Origin of the sequence: Cyclobacterium sp. SYSU L10401, from assembly GCF_010993705.1 — a bacterium.
Taxonomy (GTDB): Bacteria; Bacteroidota; Bacteroidia; order Cytophagales; family Cyclobacteriaceae; genus Cyclobacterium.
This window is the reverse complement of record NZ_WOFO01000014.1, coordinates 43,661-57,133: the sequence shown is the minus strand read 5'-3', so window position 1 is coordinate 57,133 and position 13,473 is coordinate 43,661. Positions and strand designations below refer to the sequence as shown.

General features: G+C 45.1%; 12 protein-coding genes. 5 read left to right on the top strand and 7 right to left on the bottom strand.

Features of this window, described 5'->3' with window-relative positions; all coding sequences use genetic code 11:
* Window positions 1–2 precede the first annotated feature (2 nt).
* From GL182_RS22470 to GL182_RS22460, 3 genes are all read left to right on the top strand, one after another.
* Window positions 3–1,604 carry a SusD/RagB family nutrient-binding outer membrane lipoprotein gene (locus tag GL182_RS22470; RefSeq protein WP_205603715.1) on the top strand — a complete coding sequence of 534 codons (1,602 nt, stop codon included), beginning with the start codon at window positions 3–5 and terminating at the stop codon, window positions 1,602–1,604.
* A 356-nt stretch (window positions 1,605–1,960) separates the two neighbouring features.
* Complete coding sequence (locus GL182_RS22465) at window positions 1,961–2,935, top strand: aldo/keto reductase (protein WP_163382046.1); 975 nt, start codon at window positions 1,961–1,963, stop codon at window positions 2,933–2,935.
* 196 nt (window positions 2,936–3,131) lie between these two features.
* Complete coding sequence (locus tag GL182_RS22460) at window positions 3,132–3,326, top strand: hypothetical protein (protein WP_163382045.1); 195 nt, start codon at window positions 3,132–3,134, stop codon at window positions 3,324–3,326.
* Here GL182_RS22460 and GL182_RS22455 read toward each other — a convergent pair.
* Complete coding sequence (locus GL182_RS22455; RefSeq protein WP_163382044.1) at window positions 3,312–4,766, bottom strand: sodium:solute symporter; 1,455 nt, start codon at window positions 4,764–4,766, stop codon at window positions 3,312–3,314. The two genes, GL182_RS22460 and GL182_RS22455, sit on opposite strands and share 15 nt — an antisense overlap.
* 214 nt (window positions 4,767–4,980) lie before the next feature.
* Between GL182_RS22455 and GL182_RS22450 the strand changes: the two genes are divergently transcribed.
* Entirely contained in the window at window positions 4,981–7,911 is a 2,931-nt protein-coding gene (locus GL182_RS22450) for a glycoside hydrolase family 3 N-terminal domain-containing protein (protein ID WP_240469933.1), read from the top strand.
* 35 nt (window positions 7,912–7,946) lie between these two features.
* Here GL182_RS22450 and GL182_RS22445 read toward each other — a convergent pair whose 3' ends face one another.
* Window positions 7,947–8,348: a response regulator gene (locus GL182_RS22445; protein ID WP_163382043.1), complete on the bottom strand. Its 402-nt coding sequence runs from the start codon at window positions 8,346–8,348 to the stop codon at window positions 7,947–7,949.
* A 323-nt stretch (window positions 8,349–8,671) separates the two neighbouring features.
* Here GL182_RS22445 and GL182_RS22440 point away from each other — a divergent pair, with 323 nt between their 5' ends.
* Window positions 8,672–9,094 carry a Dabb family protein gene (locus tag GL182_RS22440; protein ID WP_163382042.1) on the top strand — a complete coding sequence of 141 codons (423 nt, stop codon included), beginning with the start codon at window positions 8,672–8,674 and terminating at the stop codon, window positions 9,092–9,094.
* A gap of 59 nt (window positions 9,095–9,153) precedes the next feature.
* On the opposite strand, the gene GL182_RS22435 is transcribed toward GL182_RS22440, so the two are convergent.
* From GL182_RS22435 to GL182_RS22415, 5 genes are all read right to left on the bottom strand, one after another.
* Complete coding sequence (locus GL182_RS22435; protein ID WP_163382041.1) at window positions 9,154–10,920, bottom strand: capsule assembly Wzi family protein; 1,767 nt, start codon at window positions 10,918–10,920, stop codon at window positions 9,154–9,156.
* Window positions 10,895–11,185 carry an MTH1187 family thiamine-binding protein gene (locus GL182_RS22430; RefSeq protein WP_163382040.1) on the bottom strand — a complete coding sequence of 97 codons (291 nt, stop codon included), beginning with the start codon at window positions 11,183–11,185 and terminating at the stop codon, window positions 10,895–10,897. The genes GL182_RS22435 and GL182_RS22430 overlap by 26 nt, the downstream gene beginning before the upstream one ends.
* A gap of 3 nt (window positions 11,186–11,188) precedes the next feature.
* Entirely contained in the window at window positions 11,189–11,749 is a 561-nt protein-coding gene (gene pth, locus GL182_RS22425) for an aminoacyl-tRNA hydrolase (protein ID WP_163382039.1), read from the bottom strand.
* A 116-nt stretch (window positions 11,750–11,865) separates the two neighbouring features.
* A complete protein-coding gene (locus GL182_RS22420) occupies window positions 11,866–12,456 on the bottom strand; it encodes a 50S ribosomal protein L25/general stress protein Ctc (protein ID WP_163382038.1) in 591 nt (196 codons plus the stop codon).
* Between the two features lie 24 nt (window positions 12,457–12,480).
* Window positions 12,481–13,410: a ribose-phosphate pyrophosphokinase gene (locus GL182_RS22415; protein ID WP_163382037.1), complete on the bottom strand. Its 930-nt coding sequence runs from the start codon at window positions 13,408–13,410 to the stop codon at window positions 12,481–12,483.
* Between the last annotated feature and the right edge of the window lie 63 nt (window positions 13,411–13,473).

Sequence of the window (13,473 nt, the reverse complement as noted above, 5' to 3'; positions counted from 1 at the left end):
TTATGAAAAAATATATCAATTTATTTATGCTGTGCAGCTTTTTGGTCATCACTTCCTGTGATGATAGATTTGAAGAGCTAAATACAGATCCCAACAGGCCCGGTGCTGATATTTTTGATCCAAACCTCATATTGCCTGTGGCTACTTACGGATATGGAAATATGCTTACCGGGTATTCAGGTCCGATACTATTCCAGAGCATGTGGATTCAGGCTTTGGCTTCTACCTCCACAGGAGGAGCCAATTACTATTCCAATGCAGATAAATATGTGATATCCGGAAGTACCAACTCCTATATTCAGGGAGTCTGGAACAATGGTTATACCGTAGCCTCCAGGCTTAACCAGATGCAAAGCCTGGCAGAATTGAACGAACTGACCAATTTGATGGCCGTAGGAGAGATCTTCAAAGTAAGTGCACTGTCCTTTGTGTCTGATGTCTATGGCGATGTGCCTTATTCTGAGGGACTTCAGGCAGAAGAGGGGATTACGCAACCTGAATTTGATAGCCAGTCTCAGGCTTATATGGCCATGTTGACCGACCTGGAGGCTGCCCTGAATTCCCTCAATCCGGCCGCAGATCCGATCAGGAATGATGTAATTTATGATGGAGACCTATCCAAATGGAGAAAGTTTGGCTATTCCGTGATGCTGAAAATGGCCCTGCGACTTGTCAACGTAGATCCCGCAGCCGCAGAGACCTGGGTACAGAAAGCAGTAGCCGGAGGGGTTTTTGATTCTACCGATGATGATGCCTTAATTCCTTCTGACCAGGCCAATGGATATGCCAATCAAAATGCCAATGCGTTGAATGTAGTAGATGATGTCTATGAAGTCAGGTGGTCTGATAATATGATTGATTTCCTGAAGTCCACCAATGATCCGAGGCTACCTATCGTGGCAGAAGTACCACCTGCCGGTCTGGCTGCCAATAGAGATGGGGTGATTGCAGGAAACACTGATCCGGATGTTCAAATTGGTCTACCAAATGGCTATGACCTGACAGGGGGTCAGTTTGATATTTCAAATCATCCTGATTTTCCCGGCCCGACTGGTTCAGGGGGAGATGTTGCGTTGATTGGAGCTTACTCCAGGCCAACCGGAATTTACAGAGATAGAGATGCCCCCATTTTTGCCCTGACATATGCTGAAGTTCAACTCTTGCTGGCTGATGCCGCTGTTCGGGGTTTTGCTTCGGGCTCTGCATCCGATCTCTATAGCAATGGCGTAGAAGGAGCCTTTATTACACTTGGAAAATTTGGAGGTGGAAGCGTTTCTCCTGCTGATGCGACCAATTACCTGGAGTCAAATTCACTTGATCAGAGTACGACTGAAGCTGCCCTGGAAATGATTAATGAGCAGATTTGGGCCACGACCAGTATTTTTGCCAATTATGTGGAGGCCTGGAATAACTGGAAGCGAACCGGGTACCCGGAGTTGACGCCCGTAAATTTCCCTGGCAACTTCTCCTCAGGCCAGATTCCGCGTAGGCAACCCTATCCTGCCGGTGAAAGTAGTGTGAATCAGGAATCATTAAACAGTGCCATTTCCCGAATGGGAGGTGATGACTGGATCACCAGAACATGGTGGGACGGAGGAAATTAATTTCCTTTAACCCGATAGAATAAACATTTTTGGACAGGGGTTTCGATTGGTTTCGAGACCCCTGTTTTTTTGAATGTTGAATCCGTACCTTAAGCCACATTGCAGCTTTTGGTCATTACATTAGAAATTTCAGTGTATTTTTTGTTTTTAAACCGCCAATAATCCGTACCCCCTACGGTCAACATTTTTCACGCGCCACACGAGGTAATTACCTGCTCATTAAATATCCAGTAACTGTATGCTCAATAGTTTTTAGCAATAAAATCATTAAATTTATTAAAACTCTGCTCATTTTATTAAAATTGAAAGTATTTCCTTTTATCTAGTGAATCAATACTACAGGAAAAACATTTAATATGAACTACAGAAAATTTGGAAACACGGATTTAAACGTAAGTGAAATAGGATTTGGTGCATGGGCCATTGGGGGACCTGCCATGGCGGGTGATACACCCATAGGTTGGGGCACAGTGGATGATGCCACTTCCATAAAAGCACTTTTAAAGGCCCGTGAACAGGGAGTCAATTTTTTCGATACTGCAGATTTCTATGGGCTGGGACATTCTGAGGAGTTGATAGGGGAGGTGTTTTCCACAGATTCGGAAGTCGTGCTGGCTACCAAGGTGGGCCACCGGATCAATGATGATGGCAGTATTTTTATGGATTATTCCAAAAAACACATCATCGCCTCCTGTGAGGGCAGCCTGAAGCGACTCAAAAGAGAAACCATTGATTTTTATCAATTGCATACCGCCAAAGTGACAGATTTGGAGAATGGGGAAAGTATAGCAGCTTTGGAACAATTGAAAAAGCAAGGTAAGATCCGGTATTGGGGAGTCTCCCTGAATACTTTTGATCCCCATCCGGAGGCGGCGTACCTTATTGGCCGGGAGATGGGACAGGGATTTCAACTGGTACTGAATATCCTCAATCAAGAGGCTTTGCCGATCGTATCAGAGGCGGCTGGTACTGGCCATGGGGTGATCGCCAGGATGCCTTTTCAGTTTGGACTGCTTACCGGTAAATTTACCAGGGACACCCGTTTTCCCGAAGATGACCACCGCAAATTCAGGCTTCCTCCCGAAAAGCTTGATGCGTTACTGGGCGCTTTGGACCAGGTATGGCCCCTGGCGGAGAAATATGGCGTCAGCAAGGGACAGCTGGCTTTGAGTTTTGTCCTCGGTTTTGAAGGGGTTTCCACGGTGATTCCGGGTATCCGAACGCCCAAACAGGCCCTTCAAAATACTGCAGGTACCGTGAAGCTATCCAAAGAAGACCAGGCTTTTCTGAAATCCCTCTATCTTTCCACATTCAAAGCTTTAATCATATAAAAAAGCCAGCAGCTTGCCAGGATGCATTTTACTTCAGTGCCTAGGGAAGCTATGATCGGACAAATACCTGTCCGAATACGGACTTCTCCTGCGGTGCTTTATTTATGAAAGGCTCTTGATTGCGGCAAAAGGCATTTTTTATAATTTGGCATTCAATTGGAATAATGGACTCAAAAACACCACTTAAATTTTAACCATGAGCGCATTTACCGGCCTGGTGCTTTGGGCCATCCTTTTTGTTCTTTGCTGGCCCATTGCCATTTTGCTGTTATTCCTTTATCCGTTGATCTGGCTGATCCTGTTGCCATTCCGGCTATTGGGGTTTGGGGTCACCCTGACCTTATCCATGATTTTTGCCTTGTTCATGTTGCCCTTTTCACTGATGCGGTGAAAGGATATTTCTGGAACTGATCCATAAACCCAGGAAGGTGATGGCGGCATTGACCAGCAGGATTTCAAAACCGAATTGAAAGCCATTGAACCAGCTGGCAGCATTCCAATCAATCACAAAGGAGAGCGAGGGACTGATCAGGCAGATGTACGGTACCCAGCGGTCTCTGATTGTCAGCTGGTTGGTCAGCCCAAAGGCAAACAGTCCCAACAGGGGACCATAGGTGAAGCCGGCAGCTTTGAATACCGCACTTACCACACTTCGGTCATTGACTTCATTAAAAACCACGATGGTCAGAAATACCAGGAAGGTAAAGCCTATATGGATCCACCTACGGGTCTGATCCTGGTTGATGTTTTCCTTGGCTGGAAGATTCACAATATCAATACAAAATGAAGTAGTCAACGCCGTCAATGCAGAGTCTGCACTGGAAAAGGCCGCAGCCGTGATACCCAGCAAAAAGACTACGCCTGCGAGAATGCCAAAATGATTCAGGGCCAGGGTTGGGAAGAGCTCGTCAGATGCAGCCGGCAGCGCCAGGCCATTTACTCCTGAATAATGGTACAGCAAAATACCCAGTGCCAGGAAAAGCAGGTTGGAAAGGAAAAAGCTTATGGCAAACCAAAAGATATTTTTCTGGGCTTCTCCCTTATTGCGGCAGGTCAGGTTTTTCTGCATCACATTTTGGTCCAGCCCGTTCATGGCAATGGTAATGAATACCCCTCCGGCAAACATTTTGAAGAAATTTTGACTGGTATTGCCTTCCCAAACAAAGATTTTGGACAGGTCACTTTCTCCGATGATGGCAAGGATTTCACCCCCGCTTTTACCCAGCTGGTTAGCGATTACGATGATGGTAATGATAACAGCCAAAAGCAGGAAGGTGGTCTGCAGGGTGTCGGTCCAGACGATGGTTTTGATGCCACTTTTGTATGTGTATAGCCAGATCAGAAGCATGGTAGAAAAAACCGAAGCATAAAAGGGAATGCCGAAGGCATCAAAAAAGGCAATTTGCAGGACAGTGGCTGCCAGGAATAAGCGAAAGGAGGCACCTATGGTCTGGGAAATCAGAAAAATGGTAGCCCCGGAAAGGTAGGTTTTGTGGCCAAACCTGCTTTTCAGGTATTCGTAAATGGAAATCAGGTTCAGCTTATAAAATAGCGGGATCAATACCAGGGCAATCACGGCATAACCCACCATATTGCCCATCACAAATTGCAGGTAAGCCCAGTTGGTATTGCCGACCTCTCCGGGAACAGAAATAAAGGTTACTCCGGAAAGGGATGCACCGACCATTCCAAAAGCCACCAAAAACCAGGGCGATTCCCTGTTGCCGGTGTAAAACGTAAGGCTGTCAGATTTTAGGGAGGTCAGGTAACTGATCAGCAATAGAAGCGCAAAATACCCTGCAATGACGCCAAAAACCAGAAGTGGGCTCATGTTTTCCTAATTGAAATGAAAATTAACTTCCAATGATAGGCAATTTCTTTAAATCATTTTAACGGTAAGCGACAAAATTGGTATCTTTCAGGTCAATTTGATGGTATTCGAAAAAATGATAAAAATTATAAACGCAAAAAAGGTGGTGTCCTGCATCATTTCAATTTTTAAGGGTAAATACAAGTCGATCTTTTCAGGAAACATGCTTTTTTTCATGGCACTGTTTTTTCTTACGGGTCCACTCCTCCTGGCACAAGGGCAGGCGCCTCCTTTCCTGGATGAAAAATATCGGCCCTGGGCAGATTCTGTTTTGGCCAGCCTCAGTCCTGAGGAACGCATTGCTCAGCTGATCATGATTCCTGCCTATTCTAATAAGGATCAGGTTCATGTAGATTCCATATCGGGTTTGGTAAGCAAGTATGGGGTAGGGGGGATCATTTTTTTTCAGGGGGGACCAGTAAGGCAGGCCCATATGATCAATCGCTTCCAGGAGGAATCCAAGGTACCCCTGATGATCAGTCTGGACGGAGAGTGGGGTTTGCGCATGCGCCTGGATAGCACCGTGCGCTACCCATACCAAATGGCTCTGGGCGGAATCTCAGATCCGGAACTCCTGTATGAAATGGGTGCAGAAGTAGCCCGGCAGGCCAAAAGAGCAGGTATCCATGTGAATTTTGCTCCGGTGGTAGATGTAAATAACAATGCCAACAATCCGGTCATTGGTTTTCGTTCTTTCGGGGAGGAGAAGGAAAATGTGGCCATAAAATCACTGGCATACATGAGGGGCATGCAGGATCATGGAATATTGGCTTCTGCCAAGCATTTTCCCGGGCATGGAGATACGGATGCTGACTCCCATTATTCCCTGCCTGTACTCCATTTTTCCAAAAAGAGGTTACAGGAAACAGAATTATTTCCTTTTCAGCAATTAATGGATCAGGGCCTGGGCAGCATCATGGTGGCCCATATGAATATTCCTGCACTGGATGACACCCCAAATTTGGCATCAACCTTATCCAGGCCCATAGTTACTGACTTGTTGAAAAAGGAAATGGGGTTTGAAGGATTGGTATTTACTGATGCGTTGAATATGCAGGCTGTGGCCAGCTATTACCCTCCGGGCGTGGTAGATGTCAAAGCGCTTTTAGCGGGAAATGACATGCTTTTGAATACCATGGATGTACCTGCCACGATCAGGGAAGTCAAAAAGGCCCTGGAGAGAGGAGATATCAGTCAGGAAGAGATAGACCAACGAGTCCTTAAAGTGCTCCAGGCCAAGGCTTGGTTAAGCTTAGACCGACTTCAACCCGTAGACACAGATCACCTGATAGCAGATTTGAACAGCCCTAAGGCAGCGTACCTGAGCAGAAAATTAACGGAGGCCTCGCTCACCCTGTTAAGAAATGAAGATAACATACTGCCTGTAAAGGGTTTGGAAAACACCAGAATTGCATCCCTTTCCCTGGGGAGCGATGAGCTTACTGAATTTCAAAAAGGCTTGGAGCGATACAGCCCAATGGATCATTTTACATTTCCCGGCGACGGAGATATGGAGGCCATTTATGATTTAAAGCAGGAGCTTGCTGCGTATCAGCTGGTCCTGGTGGGCGTTCATGGATTAGGCATTCGGGAGGGAGGCAATGATTTTGGAATTACGCCGGAAATGAATGTATTGATCAGGGAGCTCATGGCCAATCAGGCTGTGGTTGTCAGTATTTTTGGAAATGTATATAGTTTGGATAAAATTCCAGGTTTGGAGCAGGCTTCAGGCCTGATTGCAGCCTATCAGGAAACCCCGCTGACACAGGACCTGACGGCTCAGTTAATTTTTGGGGGGATAGGGGCAAAGGGAAAACTTCCGGTGACCATTAATGAAGCTTTTGGCCTGGGAGACGGTTTGGAGACAGCAGCCGGTTTTCGTATCGGCTACACCCAGCCTGAAGGAGTGGGGATAGCCACAGAAGATTTGACGGGCATTGATTCCATGATGCAGCTGGCCATCCGTGAAAGGGCCATTCCGGGGGGACAGGTACTATTGGCAAAGGGAGGACAGGTATTTTACCACAAAGCATTTGGGTACCATACCTATGACTCCCTGCAGGAGGTGAGGTCAGGTGACCTGTATGATCTGGCCTCCATTACCAAAATCAGCACGTCGCTGGCAGCATTCATGCATTTGAAAGGTCTGGGGAAATTTGATGAAAACGAAACCCTGGGCACTTATTTACCGGCTGCAAGAGGCACCAATAAAGCGGGTTTGAAGTACAGTGATATATTGACCCACCAGGCCAGACTGCGGTCCTGGATTCCTTTCTGGATGTCCACCGTCAGGAAGAATGGAAGCTTTAAATGGTTTACCATGAAATCTGACTCTTCCCGAAGATTTCCGGTCAGGGTGGCTGATAATTTGTATATCCACCGTAAATATGATCAAAAGATTTATAAGGAGATCCTGGACTCACCTTTAAATCCTGAACCCGGATATGTGTACAGTGACCTTTCTTTTATTTTAGCCCCAAAAGTAGTGGAGGCCATCACTGGAGAGGGTTTTTATGATTACCTGGAGCGGAACCTTTACAAGCCCCTGGGAGCAGCCACGCTTACCTACAATCCATATAAAAATTATTCGCTGGACAGGGTTGTCCCTTCAGAGATAGATACAGCCTTTAGAAAGCAGTTACTTCATGCCACCGTTCATGATGAGGGGGCAGCCATGCTGGGAGGAATAAGCGGGCATGCAGGATTGTTCGGCAATGCCAACGATCTGGCCAAACTCATGCACCTCTACCTCTATGACGGTAACTATGCCAGGCAGCAGCTCATTGCCCCCGGGGTGGTTTCAGCATATTCCAGGTGTGTGTATTGTGAGTCCGGCAATTATAGGGGAATGGGTTTTGACCGACCCAATAAACCGGGAGATCCCAATGGAAATGCAGCACCAAGTGCACCGGAAAGTAGTTTTGGACATTCGGGCTTTACCGGAACCTATACCTGGATAGATCCGGAAAATGAAATAGTTTATGTTTTCCTATCTAACCGGGTTTATCCGTCAAGGGAAAACAGAAACATCTACCGCCTCAATATCAGGACAAACATACTCGAACAAGTCTATCAGGCCATGGATAAAAATCAGTCAGAAGATTGATGGGAAAGGGGTAAAATTGCTGGTCCTTTGTGAAGCTACAAGTCCAGAATACGTTTTTTCAGGAATTTAAATTTATCCAGGGTCATCGGCTTGGTGATGTAATCAACGACCAAAGGATAGTTCTTGGCCCGATCCATTTCATCCTGGTTGATAGAGGAAGAGATGACAAAAATCTTTACGGGATGGGTGAAATTTGCCTCCGAAACCCTGTCCAGGAATTGCCAGCCATTCATAATGGGCATGTTGATGTCCAGGAGGATGGCATCTGGAAGCACCACATCTTCCCGAATCCTTTTTTCAAAATCTTTCCACGCAGCTTCGCCATTCAAAAAAAAGGAGGCATCTTCTGAGAAGGAAGTGAGTGCCAAAAGTTTTTTTGCTCCAAAATTGTATAGCGGGTCATCATCCACAATGTACGTTAATCCGATCTTATCCATAAAAATTACTGATCCTTAATGCTGTTTAATATTGCTGTTTGATTGAATTGATGGCATTTACTTTTAAAAGTAAATGGTATTTATCATAATATTGGCCCAGAATAAATAAATTTTTTATAAAAGTAGCATAAATAATTGAATTTGCTGTAAATAAATAGTAGAAAGAGGGTCATTCAAAAGATAAGATTTCACCTGATTCTCCAGGTTATCAGAAAATAAACGCTGGCAAGGGAACAATAAAAATACTAATTTGCTTTAAAATGGTTTTTTTTCATTTATTTTACTTCTTAATCGTTCAATTGATAACCAAAACAAAAAACACCATGTATCGATTTTTTTCATTTGCCATGCTGGTATTGTTGGCGGCAGCCTGTCAATCCGGAAACACATCTAGTGAAACAGAAGAAAAAACCATAGAAATGGAGCAAAATGTAACCGAAAAAGCCATGTTGAGACATGTGGTCTTGCTATCCTTTAAGGAGGAATCCAGTCAGGAAGACATTAAAAAAGTAGAAGATGCTTTTATTGCTTTGCAAGATAAAATCCCTCAAATTAAGGATTTTGAATGGGGAACAAACAATAGTCCTGAGGGACTAAACAACGGGCTTACCCATTGTTTTTTGGTTACGTTTGAAAGTGAAGCAGACCGTGAAGTTTATTTACCGCATCCTGATCACCAGGCATTTGTGGAAGTTTTAAGCCCACATATGAAAGATGTAACCGTAATAGATTACTGGGCAAAATAATCAGTAAACAGCAGGCTTTCCAAACGTGAAGCCTGCTGCTTAATTTACGCTGCGCCAATTCAGAAAAGATAAGCCAGCTTGATTCGGGAATGAAAATTTAGCCGCTTGTTTCCGAAATCCCCAATTGAATTGCTTTCTACGATCCCGAAATTATAATTGTGCGATTGGATCAGCCGGATTCTGGTTGATACCAGCAATTGGCCTAGCCTTTTGTCCAAGTGGGCTCCCATGCTCAAGTCTACCCAGGGGAGTAGGTCCAGCCCGTTGGCCTTATTGAAATTGTAGAAATTATTGTCTCTGGATAGCCGCTCCAGGGAAAAGCCCCAGCTGTCCAGGCCATTTGTCCTACTGACGGTAACCCTTGCACCATTCCCACTGTGTCCGAGACCTGATCCGATTACCTGCCCTTTATGGGTAAGACCATGGACAACCTGGAAATTCTCATAGAGTCCCAATCCTCCATGGTTAAAATTAAAACTACTGCCCTCGTATTTTACCAGGTTATTGATACTATTTTCCGTCTGGGTCATTTCCAGGTTGATGTGAACCTGTTTGTTCTCCTGTAGGGGGATTATTTTACTGAATCCCAGGGTGTAGCCCCGGGCATGTTCAGGATTCAGTATCAATTCCCTCCAGTTTAATGCGTGGTCCGTACGGATAAATTCACCGTATATTTCCATTTTTACCTCTGGCAAAACCCAGCGTCCAAAGGCAGTAAAATGCTGGTCGGTTTCCCGGAACCTGGATGTTTCCAGGCCAACCCGCTCTTTCTGTAGCCCTTCAAAGATGGGGAACCAGGCCGCCCAGCCATTTTCCTCTAATTTCCTGCTGTACATCATAAAGGTTCTTCCGACCCCTAAGGACAATCCTTTTATCCATTTAGGTGAATAGCTAAGGGTAATACCAGTAAAATAGCGCCAATCATCAGGGTATGTTCTGAAACGTTCAAAACTGCTGTCACTGTAATAGGGTAATTGGGAGTTTTCCAACTTGCCCATGAAGTACTGGCCTTCAAAATGGCCTATGGCCGTTTTGGCTGGCTTTCGGGTATGTAGGGTGGCATGCAGGAATCCTTCTGCATTGTCACTGATCAACAATGCCTGCTGTATTCCGGGCCCCCACCATAGATTTTCTGTAGATACGCCGGCAGCGAAAGCGCCAAAATTTACTTTTATATGAGAGTTTCCGGGTAATGTCCTCCGAATGGGCTGCCTGCCGTGCTTTACCGGGATATCCAGCCGGCCTACAAAATTACTTATCCGGATGAAAAAAATTTCCGGTAGGGAAGGATCATATTCCTCAAAAGGAAGGTTTTGTGCATAAAGAAACTGAGGGTATAGCTGGAGGCTGACAGGTCCCCAGCTTGCCTGAAAACCCAGCTCAATCATATGCTGGAAACCTTTGGCGGGCAGAAGAGGACCCTGATTTCGGCTGTAGGGATGGGAGGAATTGAAATGTTGGCTTAGCTGCACCGGCAAAAGGCGGAATTGAAAGTTTTTACCGTCTTTAAGCAGGGCTTTTCCAAAATCCAGGTTGGTGATGCTGTCTTCCTTATAAGGTGCCTGCCCGATAACTTCAGCTTGAAGGGGTAAAAGCTGAAAACTGTGGGTAAGGGGAAACTTTCCTGCCACTTGTTGTCTTCTCAGGTAGTCCTGGATCAAGGGGTAATTTACCGGAAGGCTTTGCCCCATGATTTCTGAAAAGCAAAGTATCCAAAGCAGGATCACACCGGACAGCATTTTCTTTTCAAAAGTATCAATACGTCGACTTTTGTTGAGGCGCCGGTTCATGGGAGCATGCTTATCGATGAGGGTGGGTCTTTTCATCCATGCTCACATCCCTGTCGGCTCTGATCTGCATGCGGTAATATACCAATATTTCATCTGCTCCGGCAGCAAGTACGGCATCCTGGGCCTTCCTGGCAATGGCCATCAATTGATCTTCAGGTCCTTCCATAACGGTTTCGAAAGGGGTAACTTCATATTTCACACCGGATGCGGCGATGACGGCAATGGCTTTATCTACCAATGGGTAGCTGTCCAGGGTTTTACTTTTGGGTACAATCTGAATCCCGAGATTGATCTGAGGCATGTTTTATTGGTTGTATTGGTTCATGGTTTTTTCGAGTCCAATGGTGCAGAAAGCAGCAATCATGCTGGCTGCCCGATCCATGGCTTCAGGCAGAAGGTCCATTTCTTTTTGAGACCACCTGCCCAGCACATAGTCAATTTGTCGACCTGCGGAGAAGTCACTTCCTATACCAAACCTAAGCCTGGCATAGTCCTGCCCTCCGGTAAGTTCGGCAATATTTTTAAGCCCATTATGGCCGGCATCAGATCCCTTTGCTTTCATCCGTAATTTACCAAAAGGCAAGGCAATATCATCAACCACCACCAAAACATTTTCCTTCGGTATTTTCAATTCTTTCATCCAGTAATTGACCGCTTTTCCGCTGAGGTTCATATAGGTGGTCGGTTTGATTAAATGAATCTGCCGTCCTTTATGCTTAAAAAGTGAAGTAAATGCGAGGCGGTTGCTTTCCCAGTTTATTTTTTCCTGGTCTGCCAGTCTATCCAGGATCAGAAAGCCTACATTGTGGCGTGTCAGTTCATATTCAGGTCCGATATTGCCAAGACCTGCAATAAGGTATTTCATAGCTTATCTCAAGTTTTATTACCAATTGCCTCACCTAATGGTTTACCAAGAAAAAATCCTGCGCTGTGAAAAAACAGGGCAGGATTTGGAATGGTTTCTCAATCAATAGGAAAAGATTAAACTTCAGCTTCTTCCTCTTCACCTTTTTTGCCTCTCAATGCTCTAGGGATACCTACAGTAGCAATCGTGACGTTGGGGCTATTCAGCAATTCAAAATTTTCTACATTCAAATCACTGACTTTCACAGATTTACCCAATTCGAGGGTAGAGATGTCAACAGGTATTTCATCGGGAAGATCCTTTGCCATGCCTTTGACCAGAAGCGTCCTGGTCTTAATCTCCAATTTACCACCTTTGATGATACCGGGAGAACTTCCGAATGGCTTTACAGGGATTTCCATTTTGATGGCCTTTTCATCACTAAACGCCAAAAAATCAGCATGGAGCAATACCTCACTTACCGGATGGAACTGTGCCTCTCTGAGAATGGCTTTTACTTTGGTGCCCTCAATATTGAGGTCTACCATATGTACTTCCGGGGTATATATCAAATCTCTGAATAAAATTGCAGGCGAATGGAAATGAATCTGCTCTTTGATACCGGGACCGTAAACTACACAGGGGACATTTCCTTCTTCCCGAAGTACATCCAGGGATTTTCTGTCGAGATTTGCTCTTTTAAACCCTATAATCTCAATTGATTTCATAAATATATTTGGTTAAAATTAAAATTACTGAATGAATAATGAACTGACAGAGGTATTTCCTGTGACAGCATGAATGGCTTTGGCAAATAAATCTGCTACTGTGAGTACTTTGATCTTTGAAGATTCCTGCCTCGCCGGAATGGTATCGGTAATGACCAGTTCTGATAAAAGCGAATTTTCAATGTTATCGTAAGCCTTCCCGGATAGTACTCCGTGAGTGGCTATGGCCCTTACCGAATTGGCACCTTTGTCTAATAAGATATGAGCAGCTTTGCACATGGTACCGGCCGTGTCCACCAGGTCATCAATCAAAACCACATCTTTTCCTTCTACATCGCCGATCACTTGCATGGATGCCACTTCATTGGCCCTTTTTCTATGCTTGTCACAGACGACCATGTCCACTTCGAAATGCTTGGCATAAGCCCTGGTTCTTCCCACTCCTCCTACATCGGGAGAAGCAAATATCAGGTTACCTAAATCCAGGTTTTTCAAATAGGGCACAAATATAGCAGAACCGTTTAAATGATCCAAAGGAATGTCAAAAAATCCTTGTATCTGCCCAGCATGCAAATCGCAGGTCATGATCCTGTCTGCTCCGGCTGAAGTGAGCATGTTGGCAATCAGTTTAGCTGCAATACTTACCCTTGGCCGGTCCTTTCGGTCTTGCCGGGCATATCCAAAATAAGGAATTACCGCGCATACCTTGTAGGCACTTGCCCTTTTGGCTGCATCAATCATCAGACACAATTCCAGCAGGTTGTCGGCGGAAGGATTGGTGGACTGAATCAGGAATACGTTACAACCCCTGATAGATTCATTATAGCTGGGAGACATTTCTCCATCACTAAACTTCGCAAGGGTCAGGTTGCCCAGGGTTTGGCCGTAGGCTTTGGCAATACTTTCAGCCAAATAGGGAGTATTTGAACCTGAGAAAATTTTGGTCTCGGGCATGGTTGGATTTGTTTTTTGGTGGTTTGTTTTTTAGGAACACCAAAGGTAATAAAAAATGGCGGT

Excerpts from the sequence above, each read along its gene's own strand:
- GL182_RS22455 (WP_163382044.1), bottom strand. The coding sequence starts at position 4,766 with ATGAGCCCACTTCTGGTTTTTGGCGTCATTGCAGGGTATTTTGCGCTT.
- GL182_RS22415 (WP_163382037.1), bottom strand. The coding sequence starts at position 13,410 with ATGCCCGAGACCAAAATTTTCTCAGGTTCAAATACTCCCTATTTGGCT.
- GL182_RS22445 (WP_163382043.1), bottom strand. The coding sequence starts at position 8,348 with ATGGATAAGATCGGATTAACGTACATTGTGGATGATGACCCGCTATAC.
- GL182_RS22435 (WP_163382041.1), bottom strand. The coding sequence starts at position 10,920 with ATGAAAAGACCCACCCTCATCGATAAGCATGCTCCCATGAACCGGCGC.
- GL182_RS22460 (WP_163382045.1), top strand. The coding sequence starts at position 3,132 with ATGAGCGCATTTACCGGCCTGGTGCTTTGGGCCATCCTTTTTGTTCTT.
- GL182_RS22470 (WP_205603715.1), top strand. The coding sequence starts at position 3 with ATGAAAAAATATATCAATTTATTTATGCTGTGCAGCTTTTTGGTCATC.
- GL182_RS22440 (WP_163382042.1), top strand. The coding sequence starts at position 8,672 with ATGTATCGATTTTTTTCATTTGCCATGCTGGTATTGTTGGCGGCAGCC.
- GL182_RS22420 (WP_163382038.1), bottom strand. The coding sequence starts at position 12,456 with ATGAAATCAATTGAGATTATAGGGTTTAAAAGAGCAAATCTCGACAGA.
- GL182_RS22430 (WP_163382040.1), bottom strand. The coding sequence starts at position 11,185 with ATGCCTCAGATCAATCTCGGGATTCAGATTGTACCCAAAAGTAAAACC.
- GL182_RS22465 (WP_163382046.1), top strand. The coding sequence starts at position 1,961 with ATGAACTACAGAAAATTTGGAAACACGGATTTAAACGTAAGTGAAATA.
- GL182_RS22450 (WP_240469933.1), top strand. The coding sequence starts at position 4,981 with ATGGCACTGTTTTTTCTTACGGGTCCACTCCTCCTGGCACAAGGGCAG.
- pth (WP_163382039.1), bottom strand. The coding sequence starts at position 11,749 with ATGAAATACCTTATTGCAGGTCTTGGCAATATCGGACCTGAATATGAA.